A 17,364-nucleotide genomic window follows, 5' to 3' on the forward strand; every position below is an offset into this window, starting at 1 on the left:
AGGACTATTCCGCCTTGATGTTGGCGGCCTTCACGATCGGCCACCATTTCTCGGTCTCGGCCTTCTGGAAGGCCGCGAGCGCTGCGGGTGTCTGCTGCTCCGGTGGTGGAATCTCCTGACCCAGTTCGGCAAAACGCTGCTGGACCGCGGCATGGGCGAGCACGGCGACGATAGCCGCGTTGAGCTTGGTGATGATCTCCTTCGGCGTGCCCCTGGGCGCCCAGATGCCGTGCCAGTAGGAAATATAGAGCCCCGGCAAGCCCGCTTCGTCGACGGTCGGGATGTCAGGGGCGGACGCAAGCCGCGTCGGCGAGGTCACCGCGAATGCCTTGATCGCGCCGCTCTTGGCATGCGCCAGCGAATTCGCCGCCTGGTCGAACATGATGTCAATCTGCCCGGCGACGAGATCGATCATGGCAGGCCCGGCGCCGCGATAGGGCACGAACTGGAAGTCGGTGCCGGTCTTGTCCTTGAAGAAGACAGCGGCGACATGCGCGCCCGTGCCCGCCCCTGAGGTCCCCGCGGTGGCCTTGCCGGAATTGGCCTTCAGCCAGGCGATCAGCTCCTTGAGATTGCCCGCTTCGAGCGACTTGCGGCCGACGATGAGCTGCGTGCCCATCGCGATCATCGCGACCGGCTCGAAATCACTTACGACGTCATAAGGCAGCTTGAGGATCGCGCCGTTCAGCACATGGGTGCCCCAATGGCCGATCGTGATGGTGGTGCCGTCGGGCGTTGCGCGGGCGACGCGGGCACCGGCGATGCTGCCGGAGGCGCCGGCGACGTTCTCGACCACGACCGTGGTGCGCAGCTCGGCGGCGATCCGCTCGGACAGGATCCGCGCCAGCGTATCGGTCGGACCGCCCGCCGCGAACGGCACGATGAGGGTGATGGGGCGCGAGGGAAACGACTGCGCCTGACCCGGCGTCGTCCACGCCGCAGATCCGGCCAACGCCCACAAGACGATCGCATGGCCGCGCAAGACGGCCCACAGCCCTCGCATCATTCCACCCACCCATTGTCGTCGCCCGCATGTTGGCAGCGAGCTAGAGGCAGAGTGAACGCTGCCGGGTGGGCGGAGGCAAGCTGGAAATTTCCGCTGGACGACTATCCGGCCGCCCGCCGTGGCGTCAGATTGGCCGAGCCCTCTGCCGGCGGCGCGACATGCATCAAGATGGTCTGGGTGGCGGACGCAATTTCGATGCCGTTCTGCTGGAAGCGCAGCTTCATGCGGCGGTTGAATTCGCGCTGGACCGGCCAGCGCCCAGCTTCGGTACAGCGGATCTGGCCGACGATCGACACCATCGCGCCGTCGACCTTGTCGATGCCCCACAGATCGAGGTCGCCGCGGATCAGCGCGCGGAATTCCGGTTCGCGGCGCATCTCGTCGACGATGTCCTTGAGGATCTGGCCGGCGCGGTCGGTATCTTCCTTGTAGGCGACGTTGACGCTGACCGAGGCGTTGCCGGCGCCGCGGCTGGCATTGGTGATGGTCGTGACAGCGCTGAACGGCACGATGTGCACGGCGCCGTCGCCGGCGCGCAGGCGGATGGTGCGGATCGAGACGTTCTCGACGACGCCAGTCAGCCCCGAGACGCTGACATTGTCGCCGACCTGCACCGTGTTCTCCAGCAGCAGGAACAGGCCGGTGATGAGGTCCTGCACCAGCTTCTGCGAGCCGAAGCCGATGGCGATGCCGACGATGCCGGCCCCCGCCAGCAGCGGCGCGACATTGACGCCGATCTCGCTCAGCGTCGTGAGGCCGACCACGGTGGCGATCAGGCAGAGCAGCGCGGTGCGCAGCATCGGCTGGAAGGTGCGCAGGCGCGCGGCGCGGGCGTAGTGCCCGTCCCGCGACAGCGTGTTGATCTGGCGGTCCAGCAGCGCGTTGCTGGCTTCCCAGATCGCCGCGGCGATGAGGACGGCGACGCCGATCGTCACCACGGCCGAGATCAGCCGGCTGCCGATCTGGCCGCCATAGAACCAGACGATGGCGTCGACGCCCCAGACCTCGAGCACGGCCACGAAGGCGATGAAGACGATCGCGCCAGATACGATCTTGCGCAGCAGCGGCAGATAGCGGTTGGCGCGGATTTCGAGGCCCGGAAAGCGCTGCAGGATCTCCGGCTTGATGCGGAAGCCGCGGTCGATCAGGCTCAGCGTCAGCATGATGGCGACGCGCGTGATCACTGCGACCACGACGGTGCCGACGAAATATTGCAGCAGCAGCGAATAGCCGTTGCGGATGTTGAGCGCCCACACCGCCCAGAGCGCAAGATCGAGCGCGATCGCAAGATAATGCCAGCCGCCGGCGACGCGGTTGCGCAGGCGCGCTGCGATTCCGACCTTGTCGGCGGGCGCCCGGATGGCGTCCGCGACCTGGCGGCGGCATTGCAGGATGATGACGACGACGAAGAGATGCACGACCAGCATCACCATGCGGAGCAGCGCGGCGTAGCCGGCGCGGTGCAGACCGAGCAACAGCGCGACATTGGCAAAGGCGATGCCGGACACGCCGACGCCGACGATGCGGCGCGCCCAGATCTCGACATAGGCCGCCGTCTCGGCGCGCACCGGAAACAGGCCGAACGGCCCCGCCATCGCCCGAACCACGCAGATGAGCCCGCGCGAGAACGCATAGGCGTTGGCAACCGCGAGGATCACGAGGCGGACGGTGGTGGGCTCGCCGATCTCGGTGCCAAGCAGCGCGGTGGCGACGCCCATGAAGACGAACACCGGAAGCAGTTCGAGCACGAGGCGCCCGAGCACGAAGGGCAGCCGCAGCAGGATCTGCCAGATCCGCGCCAGGCTGTGGCGGCGCTTTTGCAAATCTGGCGCCGGCGTCACGTCGGCGACTGACGACGGCGGATCTGCGATGGGCAGCGCCTGCGCCGGCAGGCGCGCGGTCTGCGGCACGCGGCCTTCCAGAAAGGCGACCGGACGCCGGATCAGCCGGAACAGCACCCATTCGGCAGCCAACGCGCAACCGAGCACCAGTGCGAGCTTCCAGGCGATCTCGATCAGGAGATTGTAGGCCGCAGGATCGTTCGCGGTTCGCATGATCCAGTAATAGAACGCCGGAAAATGCGTGAGCGTCCGCGCCACGCTTGCGATCTCGCTCGAGATCGCGCCGATCTCCTCCGACACAGTGAGCAGGAGCTGCGCACCGAGGCCATCGGCAGCGAGCGGGATCGGCGACTTCTGCTCGGGCGCGGGCGCTTGCGGACCAGACGCATTGGCGATCGTGCGCAGCGTGTCGATCATCTGCGCACGCTTCTTGTCGTCCTGGAGCGTCTCCAGCGCACGCTTGGCTTCCTCGGGCGACAACGCGGCCGCACTGCTCGCGGCCGGTGTCTCGGCGCGGGCACTGGGGAGAGATGAGATCGCTAGGAAGAGAGCGGCGAGGAGCGCCGGGACAAGCTTATGCGACACGCAGATTCCCTGAAAAAATGAATGCGCCCGCGGCGTCGTGGCCGTTACCGCGCGAAGCGCATGCGTCATGTCGGATGGTCGTTATTCGCCCCCAGCCTGTGTCGGAAGTGGGCCTTTGAGGCGGCATTCTCTTGGCATTTGCCGCAATGCAGGATCAGGAAGCCGCGCTCCTGCAAAACGCACCGCCTGCTAGAAGGCCGAACGCGCGAAGGCTCCCCGTCATCCCGGGCGGCGGCCCGGAATGACGGCGAGGAGGAGGAGAAAAGCAGGATGTCAAAGCAGCCGTCGCGGTCGGCCTCATCACGGCCATCCGATACGATCGGTGAGCAAAATACAGCGCCGGGAAGGTAGGGGCTTTGCCTTACTGATGCAGCCCGCTAAACCTTGTCCCGGCGTGCCGTTCGCGGTTTCTGCCGCTATGCGATAGTCCGAACGAGCTCCATCGCACTTAACGCGGCTGGATTTGCGGAGGTGGCGTCATAGACCTCCCCTTGCTCATGAGGTGGATGTTTGCGCGTCGCTTGTTGGCGACCACATGCATGCTCCTCCTGTGACACAAGACTGTCAAGCGGGATCAGTGGGCCTCAAAATCACATTTGAAAACGTGAGACCGTGAGTTCCCGCGACAAGTTGGCGGCATGAATGGAGGCATAAACCCCTTGCGGCAGCGTTCGTGTCGACGAGAATATCCGTCACTTTGTCCCCGTTCTTTTCAGAAAGCCGGCAATGAAAGCGTCCATTTGCATCACGGTTCTCGCCGCTCTCGTCACCGAATCGGCGCTCGCACAGAGCCCGCCGCAGACCTCGACGAAAAAGGTCGATGGCACAGAGAATGTTTACGTCTTCCGCTATGGCGGCCATCAATCGATCTTCATCGTGACACCGAAGGGCGTGATCGCGACCGACCCGATCTCGTACTTGCGTCCCGCTAAGCCCTATATCGACGCGATCAAGGCGGTCACCGACCAGCCGATCAAATACGTCATCTACAGCCACCACCATTACGACCACATCGCCGGCGGTCAGCCCTTCAAGGACCTCGGTGCGACCTTCGTCGCGCACCGGCGAGCCAAGGAGCGCTTCCTCGAGCTGAAGAAGCAGAAATCTCTGCCCGCCGACGTCGTGATGCCGGACCAGGTGGTGGACGACAAGAAGAGCATCACGCTCGGCGGCACCACGCTGGAGCTGAACTATGTCGGCCGCAACCATTCCGACAATTCGCTGGTGATGCGGCTGCCGAAGGAGAAGATCGTGTTCGTGGTCGACTTCGCGCCGATCGAACAGGTCCAGTTCCGCAACATCCCCGACAACGCCTCGCCGCTGGAATACATCGCCTCGCTGAAGAAGCTGGCCTCGCTCGACTGGGAGCGGATGATCCCCGGCCATCCCTATGCCGGCGGCCGCTTCGGCACCAAGAAGGACATCGAGGACGACATCGCCTACATGGAGGATCTCTCCGCCGAGGTGAAGAAAGCGGCGGACGCCGGCAAATGCTTCGACACCGCCATGAAGGAAGTGAAGCTGCCGAAATACGAGAAGTGGGCGAATTACGAGACCGCCCTTCCCGCCAATGTGGAGCGCTTCTGCTATTGGTGGGCGCGGGGGTACTAACGGCTTGCGCTGAACTTGTAGGGTGGGCCAAGGCGCGCTTGCGCCGTGCCCACGATCTCTTTCAAGATCGCGAGACATGGTGGGCACGCATCCGACTTCGCTCTTCGAGCGAAGCGGAGGCTTTGCCCACCCTACGGGGTCGGAGAGCGTGGCGTCTTACCGCTTACTCCCTTTTTCCTTCTCCAACGCCTTGCGCACCGCGTCGAACTCCCGCACCGAGGCCTTGTCGGCGCGCGGGAAGCGCAGATCGAGCTTTTCGAGCGCCGCGTTGATCACCGAGCCGATCACGACGCGCGCGAACCATTTGTGGTCGGCTGGCACGACATACCACGGCGCGTGGGACGTGGAGGTGTGCCGGACGATGTCCTGGTAGACCGCCTGGTAGCGCGGCCACAGCGCGCGCTCCTTGATGTCGTCCATCGAGAATTTCCACTGCTTGGCCGGCTCCTCCAGCCGGTCGAGGAAGCGCTCGCGCTGCTCGTCCTTGGAGACGTTGAGGAAGAATTTCAGCACCATGGTGCCGTTGCGGCAGAGGTAGCGCTCCCAGGCGGAAATATCCTCGAACCGCTCCTTCCAGATGTTCTTCGTCACGACCTTGGACGGAAGCTTCTCCTTGACGAGAATCTCCGGGTGCACGCGCGTCACCAGGCATTCCTCGTAATGGGAGCGGTTGAAGATGCCGATATGGCCGCGCTCGGGCAGCGCGATCACGTGGCGCCAGAGGAAATCGTGGTCGAGCTCCTTGCTACTCGGCGCCTTGAAGGCCGTAACTTCGCAGCCCTGCGGATTGATGCCCTCGAAGATCGCCTTGATCGCGCTATCCTTGCCACCCGCGTCCATCGCCTGGAAGATGATCAGGAGCGACCAGCGGTCCTGGGCGTAGAGCTTCTCCTGAAACTCGATCAGCCGCTTCTTGTTGGCCTCGAGGATGGCCTGCGCCTTCTCCTTGTCGAGATCGCCCTTCTCGTCGGTCTTGTGGTCCTTGAGGCGAAACTTGCCGGAGCCATCATAGCGGAACGGCGTGATGTAGCGGTCAAGTTCCTGGGCGAGCGACTTGGACGGCTTCTTGCTCATGAGCGCGGGGCACCTTGCGTTGCGGCTTCAATCGGTCGAGCACGCTACCAAGGATGCCCTTGGGAAGGAATATGATGAAAAGCACGAGCAGCACGCCGTAGACGAGATTGTCCCAACCGACCGCCTTGGTGCCGAAGCCGATGCGAAGGGTTTCCGCCAGCAGGATGGTGATCACCGCGCCAAAGGTCGGGCCGAGCGAGACGAACAGGCCGCCGACGATGGCCGCGAACACCATCTGCAGCGACACCGCGATGCCGCTGACCGTGTCCGGCGTGATGAACATCTGGTACTGGCAGTAGATCGCGCCCGCCAGCGCCGTCATCAGCGCGCTGAGCAGCGTGATCTTCAGCTTCTCCGCGGTGACGTCGACGCCGGCGGCGGCCGCGGCGTCCTCGTCCTCCGAGATCGCTTCCAGCGCGTAGCGCGCCATGCTGCGATCGACCCAATGCCAGACCACGATGCCGAACAGCCAGACCCCGAGCGCGATCAGGTACCAGGTCGTCTTGTCGTCGAATTGCAGCGCCAGCAGCTTGTTGCCCGAGGTCCGGTTCGGCGTATAGCCCAGCGAGCCGCCGGTATAGTCGCGCGTCGCCGTGATGACCTGGAGCACGATGCCGGACAGCGCCAGCGTCACCAGCACGAAATAGTGCCCGGTGATGCGGAAGCGGAAGCAGGGATAACCGACGATCAGCGCCAGCGCACCGGCGGCGACCATGCTGACGGGGATGCCGATCCAGGGCGACCAACCCAGATGATTCCATAGCAGCGCGGTGACATAGGCGCCGATCCCCATGAAGCCGCCATGGCCGAGCGAGACGAGGCCGAACCGCCCCATCATCGACCAGGAGGTGTAGGCGAACGACCAGATCAGGATCAGCACCAGGATGTGCAGATGATAGGGATCACGATAGAGGAAGGGCAGCGCGACCAGCGCCGCCAATCCGATCCCCCAGGCTGCAAGCCGCCCCTGCCCCATCATCGGCGCCTCGCGAGCAGGCCCGCAGGCCGGATGAACATCATGACGATGAAGAAGGCGAAGGCGAGCACATAACCCCATTCGAGATCCGAGAACAGGCCGCCGAGCGAGATGATCTCGGCGAACACGAAGGCGGCGATGAAGCCGCCGATGAAATTGCCGAGGCCGCCGAGCACGCAGATCAGGAAGGTGATCGGCCCGAAAGAGAGGCCGACGAAGGGATGCACGTCATATTGCAGCACCAGAAGGCAGGCGGCGAGCCCCGCCAGTGCGCCGCCGAGCGCCGAGGTGATGAGATAGATCCGCCTGGTATCGACGCCCATCAGCGCCATGATCTGGCGGTCCTGCGAGATGGCGCGGATCGCGGTGCCGGTGAAGGTGCGCGTCATGAACAGGTAGACGGCGACCATGCCGACCAGCGCGGCCAGGAACGAGAGCAATCGTGCGTAGCTGAAGTTCATGTCGCCGAAGGCGAGCACCGGCAGGCGGATGCCGAGATTGCGGAAGTCGATGCCGAAGGCGACGGTGGCAAAGCTCTGCAGCACGAACAGGACGCCGCCGGTCGCGAGCAGCTGGTTGATGGGCGGGGCGGTCAAGAGCGGCGCGATCACGAGGTAATGCAGCGCCGCGCCGAGCAGCGCGACCAGCACAATGGTGAGCGGCGCCGCAACGAAATAGCTGACGCCGTAAACCTGCACCAGGAAATACATGGCATACATGCCGATCATGACGAGCTCGGCGTAGCAGATCCAGGTCACGTCGATGACGCCGAAGATCAGATTGAGCCCGAGCGCGAGCAGCGCCAGCACGCCGCCGAGCAGGATGCCGTTGATCACGGCCTCCAGCAGGTAGATGTCGAAGACGTCCAGAAATGCCTGCATGCCTGCGTGAACCTCACACCCCGAGATACGCTTCCTTGACCGTGTCGCTCGCCAGCATCTCGGCCGAAGTGCCGGACGCCCTGATCGTGCCCGCCTCGATCAGATAGGCGCGATCGACCACTTTCAGCACCTGCTGCACGTTCTGCTCGACGATCAGCACGGTCAGCCCGCTGGCGCGGATCCGCTTCACCAGCTCGAACACCTGCTGCACCACGACCGGCGCCAGCCCCGCCGACGGCTCGTCGAGCAGCAGCAGCTTTGGATTGGACATCATCGCGCGGCCGATCGCGCACATCTGCTGCTCGCCGCCGGACATGGTGCCGGCCATCTGGTGGCGCCGTTCCTTCAGGCGCGGAAACAGATCGAACACCACCTCGAGCCGATCGGCATAATGACCGCGCGCCTCCTTCATGAAGGCGCCCATCTTGAGGTTGTCGTCGACCGTGAGCTGCGGAAACAATCGCCGGTTCTCGGGCACATGCGCAATACCGAGGCTGACGATCTTGTGCGGCGGCGTTGCCACGACGTCCACGCCCTCCATTCGGATCGAGCCGCGCGAGGGCCGGATCAGGCCGGAGATGACGCGCATCAAGGTGGTCTTGCCGGCGCCATTGGGGCCGATGACGCCGACCGCCTCGCCGGCTTTCACGTCGAGACTGACGTCGAACAGTGCCTGGAAGGTGCCATAGCCGGCATTGACAGCGCGAAGCTCCAGCATCGGCTAGCCTCCCGCGCGGCGGCGCGCTTCGGCGGCCGCGGCCTGCGTGGTCTCGGCATCGGTGCCGAGATAGACTTCGATCACGCGCGGATCGCCCGCGACCGCACTCGGCAGGCCTTCCGAGATCTTCTCGCCGTGATCGAGCACCATGACGCGGTCGACGACGCGCATCAGGACGCCCATGATGTGCTCGACCCAGATGATGGTGATGCCGAGCTCGTCGCGGATGTTCCGCAACATGTCGGCGGCCTGGTCCATCTCGGCCTCGTCGAGACCGCCGAGGCTCTCGTCGGCGAGCAGCAGTTTTGGCGCGGTGGCGAGCGCCTTGGCGAGCTCGAGCTTCTTCAATCCCGCAGCGCCCAGGCCATCGACGCTGGCATGGCGATCGGTCGGCAGGCCGACCATCGCCAGCGACCGCTCGGCCGCCTCTTCGGCCTTGATGCGACTGTGGCGGCCCTGGCCGTAGAAGCCGGCGAGCGCGACGTTCTCGAAGATGGTCAGGCGGCGGAATGGGCGCGGAATCTGGAAGGTGCGGCCGATGCCGCGGTTGATGATCCGGTGCGGCGCAAGGCCCGCGATCTCGTGCCCGTCGAACAGGATCGATCCGGAGCTCGGCGCCAGCGTGCCGGAGAGCATGTTGAAGATCGTGCTCTTGCCCGAGCCGTTGGGGCCGATCAGGCCGAGGATCTCGCCCTGATCGACCCGAAACGACACGTTGTTGACGGCGGTGAAGCCGCCGAACCGCTTCACCAGCCCGCTGACTTCCAGCACCAAAGCCCTCCGCTGCTACTGGTTGCTGTAGGTGGTGCCTTTCGGCAGCGGCAGCACGGCGTCGCGCTGCGCCTGGCTCTTCGGCCACACCACATGGGACTTGTCGTCGAGATACTGAATCACGACGGGGAACGATCGCTCGTTCTGACCGGACATGGGCGTGCCCTCGCCGTAGAACTTCACGCCGAAGCCGAGCATGGTGCCGCCTTCGGGGATGTCGGTGTCGAGCGCCGCCTTGCGCAGCGCGTCGGGATCGACGCCACCGTATTTCTTGATCGCTCGCGGCAGCACGTCGGCCATGAACACGTAAGTGTTGGACGCGCCGATGCCGACATGGGCGGAGCGGATGGCGACGCCGGGCCGGATCTTGTCGAACTCCTCGCCGACCATCTTGATGACGGGCGGAAGCTTCGGATCCATGGTCTTCTGATTGGCAAGCCAGATCGAGATCGGGTCGGCGTTGAAGATATAGGTGGCGTCGGCGCCCATGCCTTCCTTCAGCTTCTCATAGACGCCATAGCCCGCGCCATGCCCCATGAGCGCGCCGAACTTCAGGCCCTGCTCGCGGGCCTGGCGCAGCAGCAAGGTGATGTCCGGATTGTAGCCGGTGTGGAAGATCACGTCGGGCTTGGCGCGCTTCAGCTTGGTCACCAGCGGGGACAGATCGGGCGCGGTCGCCGAATAGCCCTCCTTGAGCACGACGTTGAAGCCGGCCTTCTTCGCACCGACCTCATTGCCCTTGGAGACGTCGACGCCATAGGCGCCGTCCTCGTGGATGACGGCGACGCGCAAATCCTTTGGGTCCTTGCCGAGCTTCTCCTTGGCGTTCTGCGCGATAAAATCCATCGTCATCATGCCGAACTGGTCGCCGCTCGCCTGCGGGCGGAACACGTATTTGTAGCCCTTCTCGTTGAACACAGCCGAGGAGATGCAGGTCGTCATCCACATGAACTTCTTGAGCTGCTCGACGCGGGCGGCCACCGGCACGCATTGCGCCGAGGAGAAGAAGCCGAGCACCATGTCGACCTTCTCCTGCTCGAGCAGGCGGACGGATTCGTTGATGGCGATGTCGGGCTTGCTCTGCGCGTCGGCATAGACCGCCTCGATCTTGTAGCCCTCGACGCCGGACTTGGCGAAATGGTCGAGGATGATCTTTGTGCCGACATAGTTCAGCTCGGAGCCGCCGCCGGCCAGAGGTCCGGTCAAATCAAACACGACGCCGATCTTGATCTTCTTGTCCTGAGCCTGGGCGGACACCGCCAAGCCCGTCGCTGATATCGCGACCACCAGACCACGTACCAACCGGGCAGCCATGCGCAGGCGCATCAAAACCTCCCTGACGATTGTGCATTGCATTCGTCTTGCTCTTGCTTGCCCCCATCACATGGGCAGAGCGCAGCGATGTCAAGCCTTGCGCATCAACGCGAGGCGAACTGCTGCTCGATAAAGGCCGTGACAAATCGCGGCATGGTCGGCGTGAGATCACTCATCCCGCGCACGAGATGGATGGCCGATAATTCAGGCTCGTCCTCACGGGCGAGATTGGCTTCGATCCGGGCTCGAGCCTCGTCGCCAGGAATATCGAGGTTGAGCACCTGCATCATCGCAATCGTGGGGCCGCTGACGACGCAGTGCCAGTCCGGCTCGGCCCGATAGTCCGCCGCCGTCAGACCAGTCTCCTCCTCGATTTCGCGGACGACGCTGCCGGGAATGTCCAGCGCCCCATCCGTAACGTCGTCGAGGTCGGGCGTACCCGAGGGGAAATAGATGCGGCCCGCATTGGCGGTATGCTGCGCCATCTCGCCCATGATGAAAGCGCCGTCGGAGCTGCGCAGCGCGCCCATGCCAAACCCGTTGAACACCGCCTTGTCGGGAAAGCCCCAGTCACGCCAGGCGAGGAAGCTGGCAAAATCGGTCTCGAAATAGGTCGCCGAGAGATGGCCATCCGCAAACACCGCGTCCCGCCCGAACAGGACGCGGCCGTTCCAGATCTTCGGCCGCTCGCGCTGCTTCTCGGCGAAATGCGCCGCGATCTCGGCGCGCCGTTCCTCCGCGAAGGACCAGAGGATCGGCCGCACGGCAAGATCGAGCGTCGTGACGCGATGAATGATTGGTGACGTCATGAGCGACGACTACCGCATCTTCGCGTCAGCTATTTGGCATTCCCCGTCGTCTTCTTGGCCTGATCGACGAACTTGTTGGTGAAGGTCTTGCTGACGTCGATCTTGGCATTGGCCACCTCGGGCGAGCCGACGCTGAACACCGCGAGCACGGCGTCCGCGCCCTTCGGGTCCATCTTGCCGGTCTCCGAGTACATCGGGATCGTGTTCTTCAGCGCGGCGAGATAGAGGTCCTTGTTCTTGCCGACCGTCTCTTCCGGCATCTTCGCCATGATTTCCTCAGGCGAATGCGAATGGATCCAGGCGAGCGTGGCGAGGATCGCGTTGGTGAGCCCCTGCGTCTCCTTTTCGTGGCTATTGACCCAGGCCGCCGTCGAGTACAGCGCTCCGCCCGGATATTCGCCGCCGAAGGTCTCGAGCGTGTCCTTCTGCGTGCGGGTGTCGGAGAGGATGCGCAGATCCTTGTGGCTGCCCTGGAGCACGGTGACGGAGGGATCGAGCATCACGGCGGCATCGATCTGGCCCTGCTCCATCGCGGCGACGGCGGTGGCGCCTAAGCCGACGCCGATCACGGCGGCGCTGGTGGGATCGATGCCGTTCTTCTTGAGCATGTACTTCAGGAAGAAGTCGGTGGAGGAGCCGGGCGCGCTGACGCCGACCTTCTTGCCGGCGAGATCCTTGACCGACTTGATGTCGTTGGTTCGCGAGGGCGCGACCACGAGCACGAGGCCGGGATAGCGGTCATAGACCACGAAAGCCTGCAGCTCCTGCTTCTTGGCGGCCAGATTGACGCAATGGTCGAAATAGCCCGAGACCACGTCGGCGCTGCCGCCGAGCACGGCTTTGAGCGCGTCCGAACCGCCCTTGAGATCGACCAGCTCGACATTGAGGCCGGCCTTCTCGTATTCGCCGAGCTGCTTGGCCAGCACCGTCGGCAGATAGCACAGGCAGGAGCCGCCGCCGATCGCGATGGTGACCTTGCTCTGCGCCGCGGCAAAACCGGTGGTGAGCGTCAGCGCGAGCAGCGCGCCGGCAAGCCTGGCAATCGTGTTCTTCATTGGTTTCCTCCGTTCGGCCGGCGGCACCATAGAGCAGCAGGGCTGGCTTGAGAAGCGTGGCCTAAGGCACTGGCCATCGGCCATTCGGCGCAATAGCATGCCCGGACAGGAATAAGTCTCGATGGGGGAGGACCATCCATGAATCGCTTTACAGCCGGGCTGTCGATTGCCACCGCCTTTGCCGCCGGATGCGGCGCAACCCATTTGCTCCGGCCGGCACTTGCCGCCGAGAACATCACCGCGCAGATCATCCATACCGGCGAGATGGAGGGTGATGCGCTCGGGTCTGCCAATGCGGTCGGCTACCGCTCAAAAATGTTCGCGAGCGCGGACGGCGCCACCGTCTCGATCCAGGTCGGCAACGTGCCCAAGCACATGCATCCCAACACCAACGAGATCCAGTACATCCTGGACGGCACCGGCACGATCTGGCTCGGCGACAAGGAGGTGACGGTGAAGCCCGGCGACCTCGTGATCATTCCGAAGGGCACGCCGATGGCGGCACCAAGCCGATCAGCGGACAGGTCAAGGCGATCGCGATCAAGACCCCGCCGCAGGCGCCCGACGACACCAAGCTGTTGGATTGAGCGGTCACGCTATCGGGGCTCGCGACGATACGCGGGCCCCGCTTCCACCTAGCCGCGCCCGTCCGACGCCGTCGGCCGCCACACCAAGAGCCTGCGCTCGACCAGCGTGACGCCATAGTCGATCAGGATCACGAACGCCGACAGCACGAACATGCCGGCGAACACGCCGGCGACGTCGAACACGCCTTCGGCCTGCTGGATCAGATAGCCGAGACCCGCTGCCGACCCCAGATATTCGCCGACGACCGCGCCGACCACGGCGAAGCCGACCGAGGTGTGCAGCGAGGAGAACATCCAGGACAGCGCCGAGGGCCAATAGACGTGCTGCATCAGCTGCCGCTCGCTCATGCCGAGCATGCGGCCATTGTCGAGCACGGTGCGGCTGACCTCCTTCACGCCCTGATAGACGTTGAAGAAGACGATGAAGAACACCAGCGTGACGCCGAGCGCGACCTTGGACCAGATGCCGAGCCCAAGCCACAACGCGAAGATCGGCGCCAGCACCACGCGCGGCAGCGCGTTGACCATCTTCACGTAAGGGTCGAACACCGCCGCGACCAGCGGCTGACGCGCGAACCAGAAGCCGACCAGCACGCCGCCGGCCGATCCGATCACAAAGGCCAGAATCGATTCCGTCAGCGTGATGCCGAGATGTTTCCAGATCACGCCGGACGAGAACCACTTCACGATCTGGCTGAACACGTCGAACGGGTTGGAGAAGAAGAACGGCGGCAACAGGATCTTGCCGAACACCGGGACGGTCGACAGCACCTGCCACAGCACGATGCAGATAACAGCGACCAGGATTTGCAGTGCAAGCAGCGTCGGGCGCGACATCAGACCGCCTCCGCCGCGTGCGTGGATTGCGCGTAGCCCTTCATCACCTCGTCCTTCAGCACGCTCCAGATCTCGCGATGGAGCGCATGGAACTCCTTGTCGAGCCGCACCTCGAAGATATCGCGCGGGCGCGGCAAGCTGACGCGCCAGTCGCCGATGATCCGCGAGGACGGCCCCGCCGACATGATCACGACGCGGTCGGCGAGCGCGATCGCCTCTTCGAGATCATGGGTGACGAACAGCACGGCCTTGCGATCGGCATTCCAGAGCTCGAGCAGCAGATTGCCCATCACCTGGCGCGTCTGCGCATCGAGCGGCCCGAACGGCTCGTCCATCAGCAGGATTTTTGGGTCGCGGATCAGCACCTGCGCCAGCGCGACGCGCTTGCGCTGGCCGCCGGAGAGCATGTGCGGATAGCGGCCCGCGAACGCGCCGAGGCCGACCGAAGTCAGCCATTGCTGCGCCCGCGGCAGCGCTTCGGCGCGCGGCGTGCCCTTGATCTCGAGCCCGATCGCGACATTGTCGAGCGCGGTCTTCCACGGGAACAAGGCGTCGGCCTGGAACAGGTAGCCGGCATCCCGGTTCAGCCCCGCCAGCGGCTGGTCGAATATCCCGACACTGCCGGCGGCGGGCTTCAGCAGCCCGGCCGCAACGTTGAGCAGCGTGGATTTCCCGCAGCCCGTCGGGCCGACAATGGCCACGAACTCGCCCTGCGCCACCGCGAGATGGGCTTTCTCCACCGCCGTATAGACCCGCCCGTCCCCGAGGCGGAACGCGACCTTGGTATCTTCCAGCGCCACTGCCGTGGGCGTTGTCATGTATTTCCTCCGAATTTGGCCCGATGCCTTAGCCGCTCGCGCGACCAAGTTCAATCAAGGCGCCAAGCGTGCTAGGCATGGTGGTCACCTCCTTCACCCTCGCCCGCCAGGGAAGGGTAAGCGCGAGCCTATCTGAGATGCCCTCCAAACCGGCCATCAGCTATGCCCACGTCACCAAGAGCTTCGGCTCGCTCAGGGCCGTCGACGATCTGTCGCTCGACGTCGCCGAAGGCGAATTTGTGGCCGTCGTCGGCGGCTCCGGCTCGGGCAAGACAACGCTGCTGCGGCTCGCCAACCGGCTGATCGAGGCCGACGGCGGCACCATCACGGTCGAGGGCGAGGACGTACGAGGCGCCGATCCGGTCGCGCTGCGGCGACGGATCGGCTACGTGTTCCAGAGCGCCGGGCTGTTTCCGCATTTGAGCGTCGCCGACAATATCGGGATCACGCCAAGGCTGCTGGGCAAGCCGGCGGCGGATATCGCAGCGCGTGTCGACGAGCTGCTGGAGCTCGTGCAGCTCGACCGAGCTGCGCATCGCGACCGGCTGCCGGAAGCGCTCTCGGGCGGCCAATGTCAGCGCGTTGGCGTGGCACGCGCGCTTGCGGCAAAACCTCGCATCGTGCTGATGGACGAGCCCTTCGGCGCACTCGATCCCCTCACCCGCGACGCGCTCGCCGACGATTATCGTTCGCTGCATCGCAAGCTCGGCCTGACCACCGTGATGATCACCCATGACATGACGGAGGCGATCCTGCTCGCCGACCGCATCGCGGTGATGCGTGGCGGCAAGCTGCTGGCGCAGGGTACGCCGGCGGAGCTTTCGAAGAGCGAGGACGCCTATGTGCTGGAGCTGTTGCGCACGCCGCGGCGCCAGGTCGAGCGGTTGAACGCGCTGCTGCCAACGAGCGGTGCGGCATGAGCTTCCTCACCGATCCACGCTGGGGCGAGGCGCTGGCGCATCTGCCCGATTATCTCGGCAACCATGTGCGGGTGAGCCTTGCCGCGCTCGCGCTCGGTCTCGCCGTCAGCCTGCCGCTGGCGATCCTGACGCGCAACCGCCCGGCGCCGCGCGCCATCCTGCTCGCAATCGCCAGCATCGTGCAGACGGTGCCGGGGCTGGCGCTGCTCGCGCTGTTCTATCCGCTGCTGCTGCTGGCCGCGTCCGTGACGCTGGCCTGGTTTGGCGTGTCCTTCTCGGCGTTCGGCTTCCTGCCGGCGATGCTGGCGCTGGCGCTCTATTCGATGCTGCCGGTGCTGCGCAACGGCATCACCGGGCTCAACGGCATCGACCCCGCGCTGATCGAGGCCGCCAAGGGCGTCGGCATGACCGCGCGGCAGTCGCTGATCATGGTCGAGCTGCCGCTGGCGCTGCCGGTGATGATGGCGGGCATCCGCACCGCCGCGGTGTGGGTGATCGGCACCGCGACGCTGTCGACGCCGATCGGGCAGACCAGTCTCGGCAACTACATCTTTGCCGGGCTCCAGACCCAGAACTGGGTGTTCGTCCTGTTCGGCTGCGTTGCCTCGGCCCTGCTGGCGCTTGCCGTCGATCAGCTGCTCGGCCTGATCGAGGCCGGCCTGCGTCACCGCAGCCACGTCCGCTCCGCGCTCGGCGCGGCCGGCATCGCAGCGCTGGTCGCGGCAACGCTGGTCCCGACCATGGGGCGCTCGTCGCAGGGCTATGTCGTCGGCGCAAAGACCTTCGCCGAGCAATATGTGCTGTCGGCGTTGATGCGGGACCGGCTTCAGACGGCAGGCCTGTCGGCCACGGCGCGCTCGGGCCTCGGCTCCAGCGTGATCTTCGGGGCGTTGAAGGCCGGCGACATCGATCTCTATGTCGATTATTCCGGCACGCTTTGGGCCAACCAGCTGCATCGCAGCGATATCAAGCCTCGCGCCGAGCTGGTCGCCGAGCTGAAGACGGCGCTGGCCAAGGACAACATCACTTTGCTCGGCGAGCTTGGTTTCGAGAATGCCTATGCGCTGGTGATGCCGAAAAAGCGCGCCGAGGCGCTTGGCATCCGCACCATCACCGATCTCGCCGCGCACACATCGACGATGTCGATCGCGGGCGACTATGAATTTTTCTCGCGCCCGGAATGGGCTGCGCTGCAAAAGGCCTATGGCCTCTCCTTCCGCGCCCAACGCCAGATGCAGCCCGATTTCATGTACGCGGCGGTCGCCAGCGGCGAGGTCGACGTGATCGCCGGCTACACCAGCGACGGCCTGATCGCGAAATACGATCTGGTCGCGCTCGAGGATCCCAAACACGCGATCCCGCCTTACGACGCCATCCTGCTGTTGGCACCCAAGCGCGCCGGCGACGAGCGACTACAAGCCGCGCTCAAGCCGCTGCTCGGCAAGATCGATATCGCCACCATGCGCGAAGCGAACTTGCGCGCCAGCGGCAACGATGCGACCTCGTCGCCGGATGCGGTGGCGCGATGGCTGTGGGAGAAGGTGGGCGGGCGGTAGGGTGA

Annotated in this window: 16 protein-coding genes; 4 read left to right on the forward strand and 12 right to left on the reverse strand. The window is 64.8% G+C overall.

Features of this window, described 5'->3' with window-relative positions; all coding sequences use genetic code 11:
* Positions 1-4: 4 nt before the first annotated feature.
* The gene (locus IVA79_RS27370; protein ID WP_247559074.1) at positions 5-1,003 is read right to left on the reverse strand and encodes a tripartite tricarboxylate transporter substrate-binding protein; all 999 of its coding nucleotides are present in this window, start codon (positions 1,001-1,003) and stop codon (positions 5-7) included.
* A 104-nt stretch (positions 1,004-1,107) separates the two neighbouring features.
* On the reverse strand, positions 1,108-3,432 hold the full coding sequence (locus IVA79_RS27375) for a mechanosensitive ion channel domain-containing protein (protein ID WP_247558838.1): 2,325 nt from the start codon (positions 3,430-3,432) through the stop codon (positions 1,108-1,110).
* Positions 3,433-4,158: 726 nt separating this feature from the next.
* On the opposite strand from IVA79_RS27375, the gene IVA79_RS27380 reads away from it, so the two are divergent.
* A complete protein-coding gene (locus IVA79_RS27380; RefSeq protein WP_247558840.1) occupies positions 4,159-5,043 on the forward strand; it encodes an MBL fold metallo-hydrolase in 885 nt (294 codons plus the stop codon).
* A gap of 156 nt (positions 5,044-5,199) precedes the next feature.
* Here IVA79_RS27380 and IVA79_RS27385 read toward each other — a convergent pair whose 3' ends face one another.
* The 8 genes from IVA79_RS27385 to IVA79_RS27420 form a co-directional block, all read right to left on the reverse strand.
* Positions 5,200-6,117 carry a polyphosphate kinase 2 family protein gene (locus IVA79_RS27385; protein ID WP_247558842.1) on the reverse strand — a complete coding sequence of 306 codons (918 nt, stop codon included), beginning with the start codon at positions 6,115-6,117 and terminating at the stop codon, positions 5,200-5,202.
* Complete coding sequence (locus IVA79_RS27390; RefSeq protein ID WP_247558844.1) at positions 6,077-7,096, reverse strand: branched-chain amino acid ABC transporter permease; 1,020 nt, start codon at positions 7,094-7,096, stop codon at positions 6,077-6,079. The genes IVA79_RS27385 and IVA79_RS27390 overlap by 41 nt, the downstream gene beginning before the upstream one ends.
* Positions 7,093-7,974, reverse strand: coding sequence for a branched-chain amino acid ABC transporter permease (locus IVA79_RS27395; RefSeq protein WP_247558846.1), 882 nt, complete (start codon positions 7,972-7,974; stop codon positions 7,093-7,095). Before IVA79_RS27395 ends, IVA79_RS27390 begins: the two co-directional genes overlap by 4 nt.
* A gap of 13 nt (positions 7,975-7,987) precedes the next feature.
* Positions 7,988-8,692 (reverse strand): ABC transporter ATP-binding protein, encoded by a 705-nt coding sequence (locus IVA79_RS27400; protein WP_247558848.1) that lies wholly within the window; start codon positions 8,690-8,692, stop codon positions 7,988-7,990.
* A 3-nt stretch (positions 8,693-8,695) separates the two neighbouring features.
* Positions 8,696-9,463, reverse strand: a complete 768-nt coding sequence (locus IVA79_RS27405; RefSeq protein WP_247558850.1) for an ABC transporter ATP-binding protein — start codon at positions 9,461-9,463, stop codon at positions 8,696-8,698.
* A 15-nt stretch (positions 9,464-9,478) separates the two neighbouring features.
* Positions 9,479-10,789, reverse strand: a complete 1,311-nt coding sequence (locus IVA79_RS27410) for an ABC transporter substrate-binding protein (RefSeq protein ID WP_247558852.1) — start codon at positions 10,787-10,789, stop codon at positions 9,479-9,481.
* A gap of 92 nt (positions 10,790-10,881) precedes the next feature.
* Complete coding sequence (locus IVA79_RS27415; protein WP_247558855.1) at positions 10,882-11,586, reverse strand: NUDIX hydrolase; 705 nt, start codon at positions 11,584-11,586, stop codon at positions 10,882-10,884.
* A 29-nt stretch (positions 11,587-11,615) separates the two neighbouring features.
* Positions 11,616-12,641: an ABC transporter substrate-binding protein gene (locus IVA79_RS27420; protein ID WP_247558857.1), complete on the reverse strand. Its 1,026-nt coding sequence runs from the start codon at positions 12,639-12,641 to the stop codon at positions 11,616-11,618.
* 138 nt (positions 12,642-12,779) lie between these two features.
* Between IVA79_RS27420 and IVA79_RS27425 the strand changes: the two genes are divergently transcribed.
* Positions 12,780-13,280 (forward strand): cupin domain-containing protein, encoded by a 501-nt coding sequence (locus IVA79_RS27425; RefSeq protein WP_247558859.1) that lies wholly within the window; start codon positions 12,780-12,782, stop codon positions 13,278-13,280.
* Here the strand turns inward: IVA79_RS27425 and IVA79_RS27430 are convergent.
* On the reverse strand, positions 13,277-14,065 hold the full coding sequence (locus IVA79_RS27430) for an ABC transporter permease (RefSeq protein WP_247558861.1): 789 nt from the start codon (positions 14,063-14,065) through the stop codon (positions 13,277-13,279). The genes IVA79_RS27425 and IVA79_RS27430 overlap by 4 nt on opposite strands.
* Positions 14,065-14,883, reverse strand: a complete 819-nt coding sequence (locus tag IVA79_RS27435; RefSeq protein WP_247558863.1) for an ABC transporter ATP-binding protein — start codon at positions 14,881-14,883, stop codon at positions 14,065-14,067. The genes IVA79_RS27430 and IVA79_RS27435 overlap by 1 nt, the downstream gene beginning before the upstream one ends.
* A 137-nt stretch (positions 14,884-15,020) precedes the next feature.
* On the opposite strand from IVA79_RS27435, the gene IVA79_RS27440 reads away from it, so the two are divergent.
* Together IVA79_RS27440 and IVA79_RS27445 are read left to right on the forward strand one after the other, a co-directional pair.
* Positions 15,021-15,803, forward strand: coding sequence for an ABC transporter ATP-binding protein (locus tag IVA79_RS27440; RefSeq protein ID WP_247558865.1), 783 nt, complete (start codon positions 15,021-15,023; stop codon positions 15,801-15,803).
* The gene (locus IVA79_RS27445) at positions 15,800-17,359 is read left to right on the forward strand and encodes a glycine betaine ABC transporter substrate-binding protein (RefSeq protein WP_247558867.1); all 1,560 of its coding nucleotides are present in this window, start codon (positions 15,800-15,802) and stop codon (positions 17,357-17,359) included. The genes IVA79_RS27440 and IVA79_RS27445 overlap by 4 nt, the downstream gene beginning before the upstream one ends.
* Positions 17,360-17,364 lie beyond the last annotated feature (5 nt).

Origin of the sequence: Bradyrhizobium sp. 138 (assembly GCF_023074075.1) — a bacterium.
Lineage (GTDB): Bacteria > Pseudomonadota > Alphaproteobacteria > Rhizobiales > Xanthobacteraceae > Bradyrhizobium.

Bases quoted from the DNA above. Each gene is read 5' to 3' on its own strand.
- IVA79_RS27370 (WP_247559074.1), bottom strand. From the start codon at position 1,003: ATGCGAGGGCTGTGGGCCGTCTTGCGCGGCCATGCGATCGTCTTGTGG.
- IVA79_RS27380 (WP_247558840.1), top strand. From the start codon at position 4,159: ATGAAAGCGTCCATTTGCATCACGGTTCTCGCCGCTCTCGTCACCGAA.
- IVA79_RS27385 (WP_247558842.1), bottom strand. From the start codon at position 6,117: ATGAGCAAGAAGCCGTCCAAGTCGCTCGCCCAGGAACTTGACCGCTAC.
- IVA79_RS27390 (WP_247558844.1), bottom strand. From the start codon at position 7,096: ATGATGGGGCAGGGGCGGCTTGCAGCCTGGGGGATCGGATTGGCGGCG.
- IVA79_RS27395 (WP_247558846.1), bottom strand. From the start codon at position 7,974: ATGCAGGCATTTCTGGACGTCTTCGACATCTACCTGCTGGAGGCCGTG.
- IVA79_RS27400 (WP_247558848.1), bottom strand. From the start codon at position 8,692: ATGCTGGAGCTTCGCGCTGTCAATGCCGGCTATGGCACCTTCCAGGCA.
- IVA79_RS27410 (WP_247558852.1), bottom strand. From the start codon at position 10,789: ATGCGCCTGCGCATGGCTGCCCGGTTGGTACGTGGTCTGGTGGTCGCG.
- IVA79_RS27415 (WP_247558855.1), bottom strand. From the start codon at position 11,586: ATGACGTCACCAATCATTCATCGCGTCACGACGCTCGATCTTGCCGTG.
- IVA79_RS27420 (WP_247558857.1), bottom strand. From the start codon at position 12,641: ATGAAGAACACGATTGCCAGGCTTGCCGGCGCGCTGCTCGCGCTGACG.
- IVA79_RS27425 (WP_247558859.1), top strand. From the start codon at position 12,780: ATGAATCGCTTTACAGCCGGGCTGTCGATTGCCACCGCCTTTGCCGCC.
- IVA79_RS27430 (WP_247558861.1), bottom strand. From the start codon at position 14,065: ATGTCGCGCCCGACGCTGCTTGCACTGCAAATCCTGGTCGCTGTTATC.
- IVA79_RS27435 (WP_247558863.1), bottom strand. From the start codon at position 14,883: ATGACAACGCCCACGGCAGTGGCGCTGGAAGATACCAAGGTCGCGTTC.
- IVA79_RS27440 (WP_247558865.1), top strand. From the start codon at position 15,021: ATGCCCTCCAAACCGGCCATCAGCTATGCCCACGTCACCAAGAGCTTC.
- IVA79_RS27445 (WP_247558867.1), top strand. From the start codon at position 15,800: ATGAGCTTCCTCACCGATCCACGCTGGGGCGAGGCGCTGGCGCATCTG.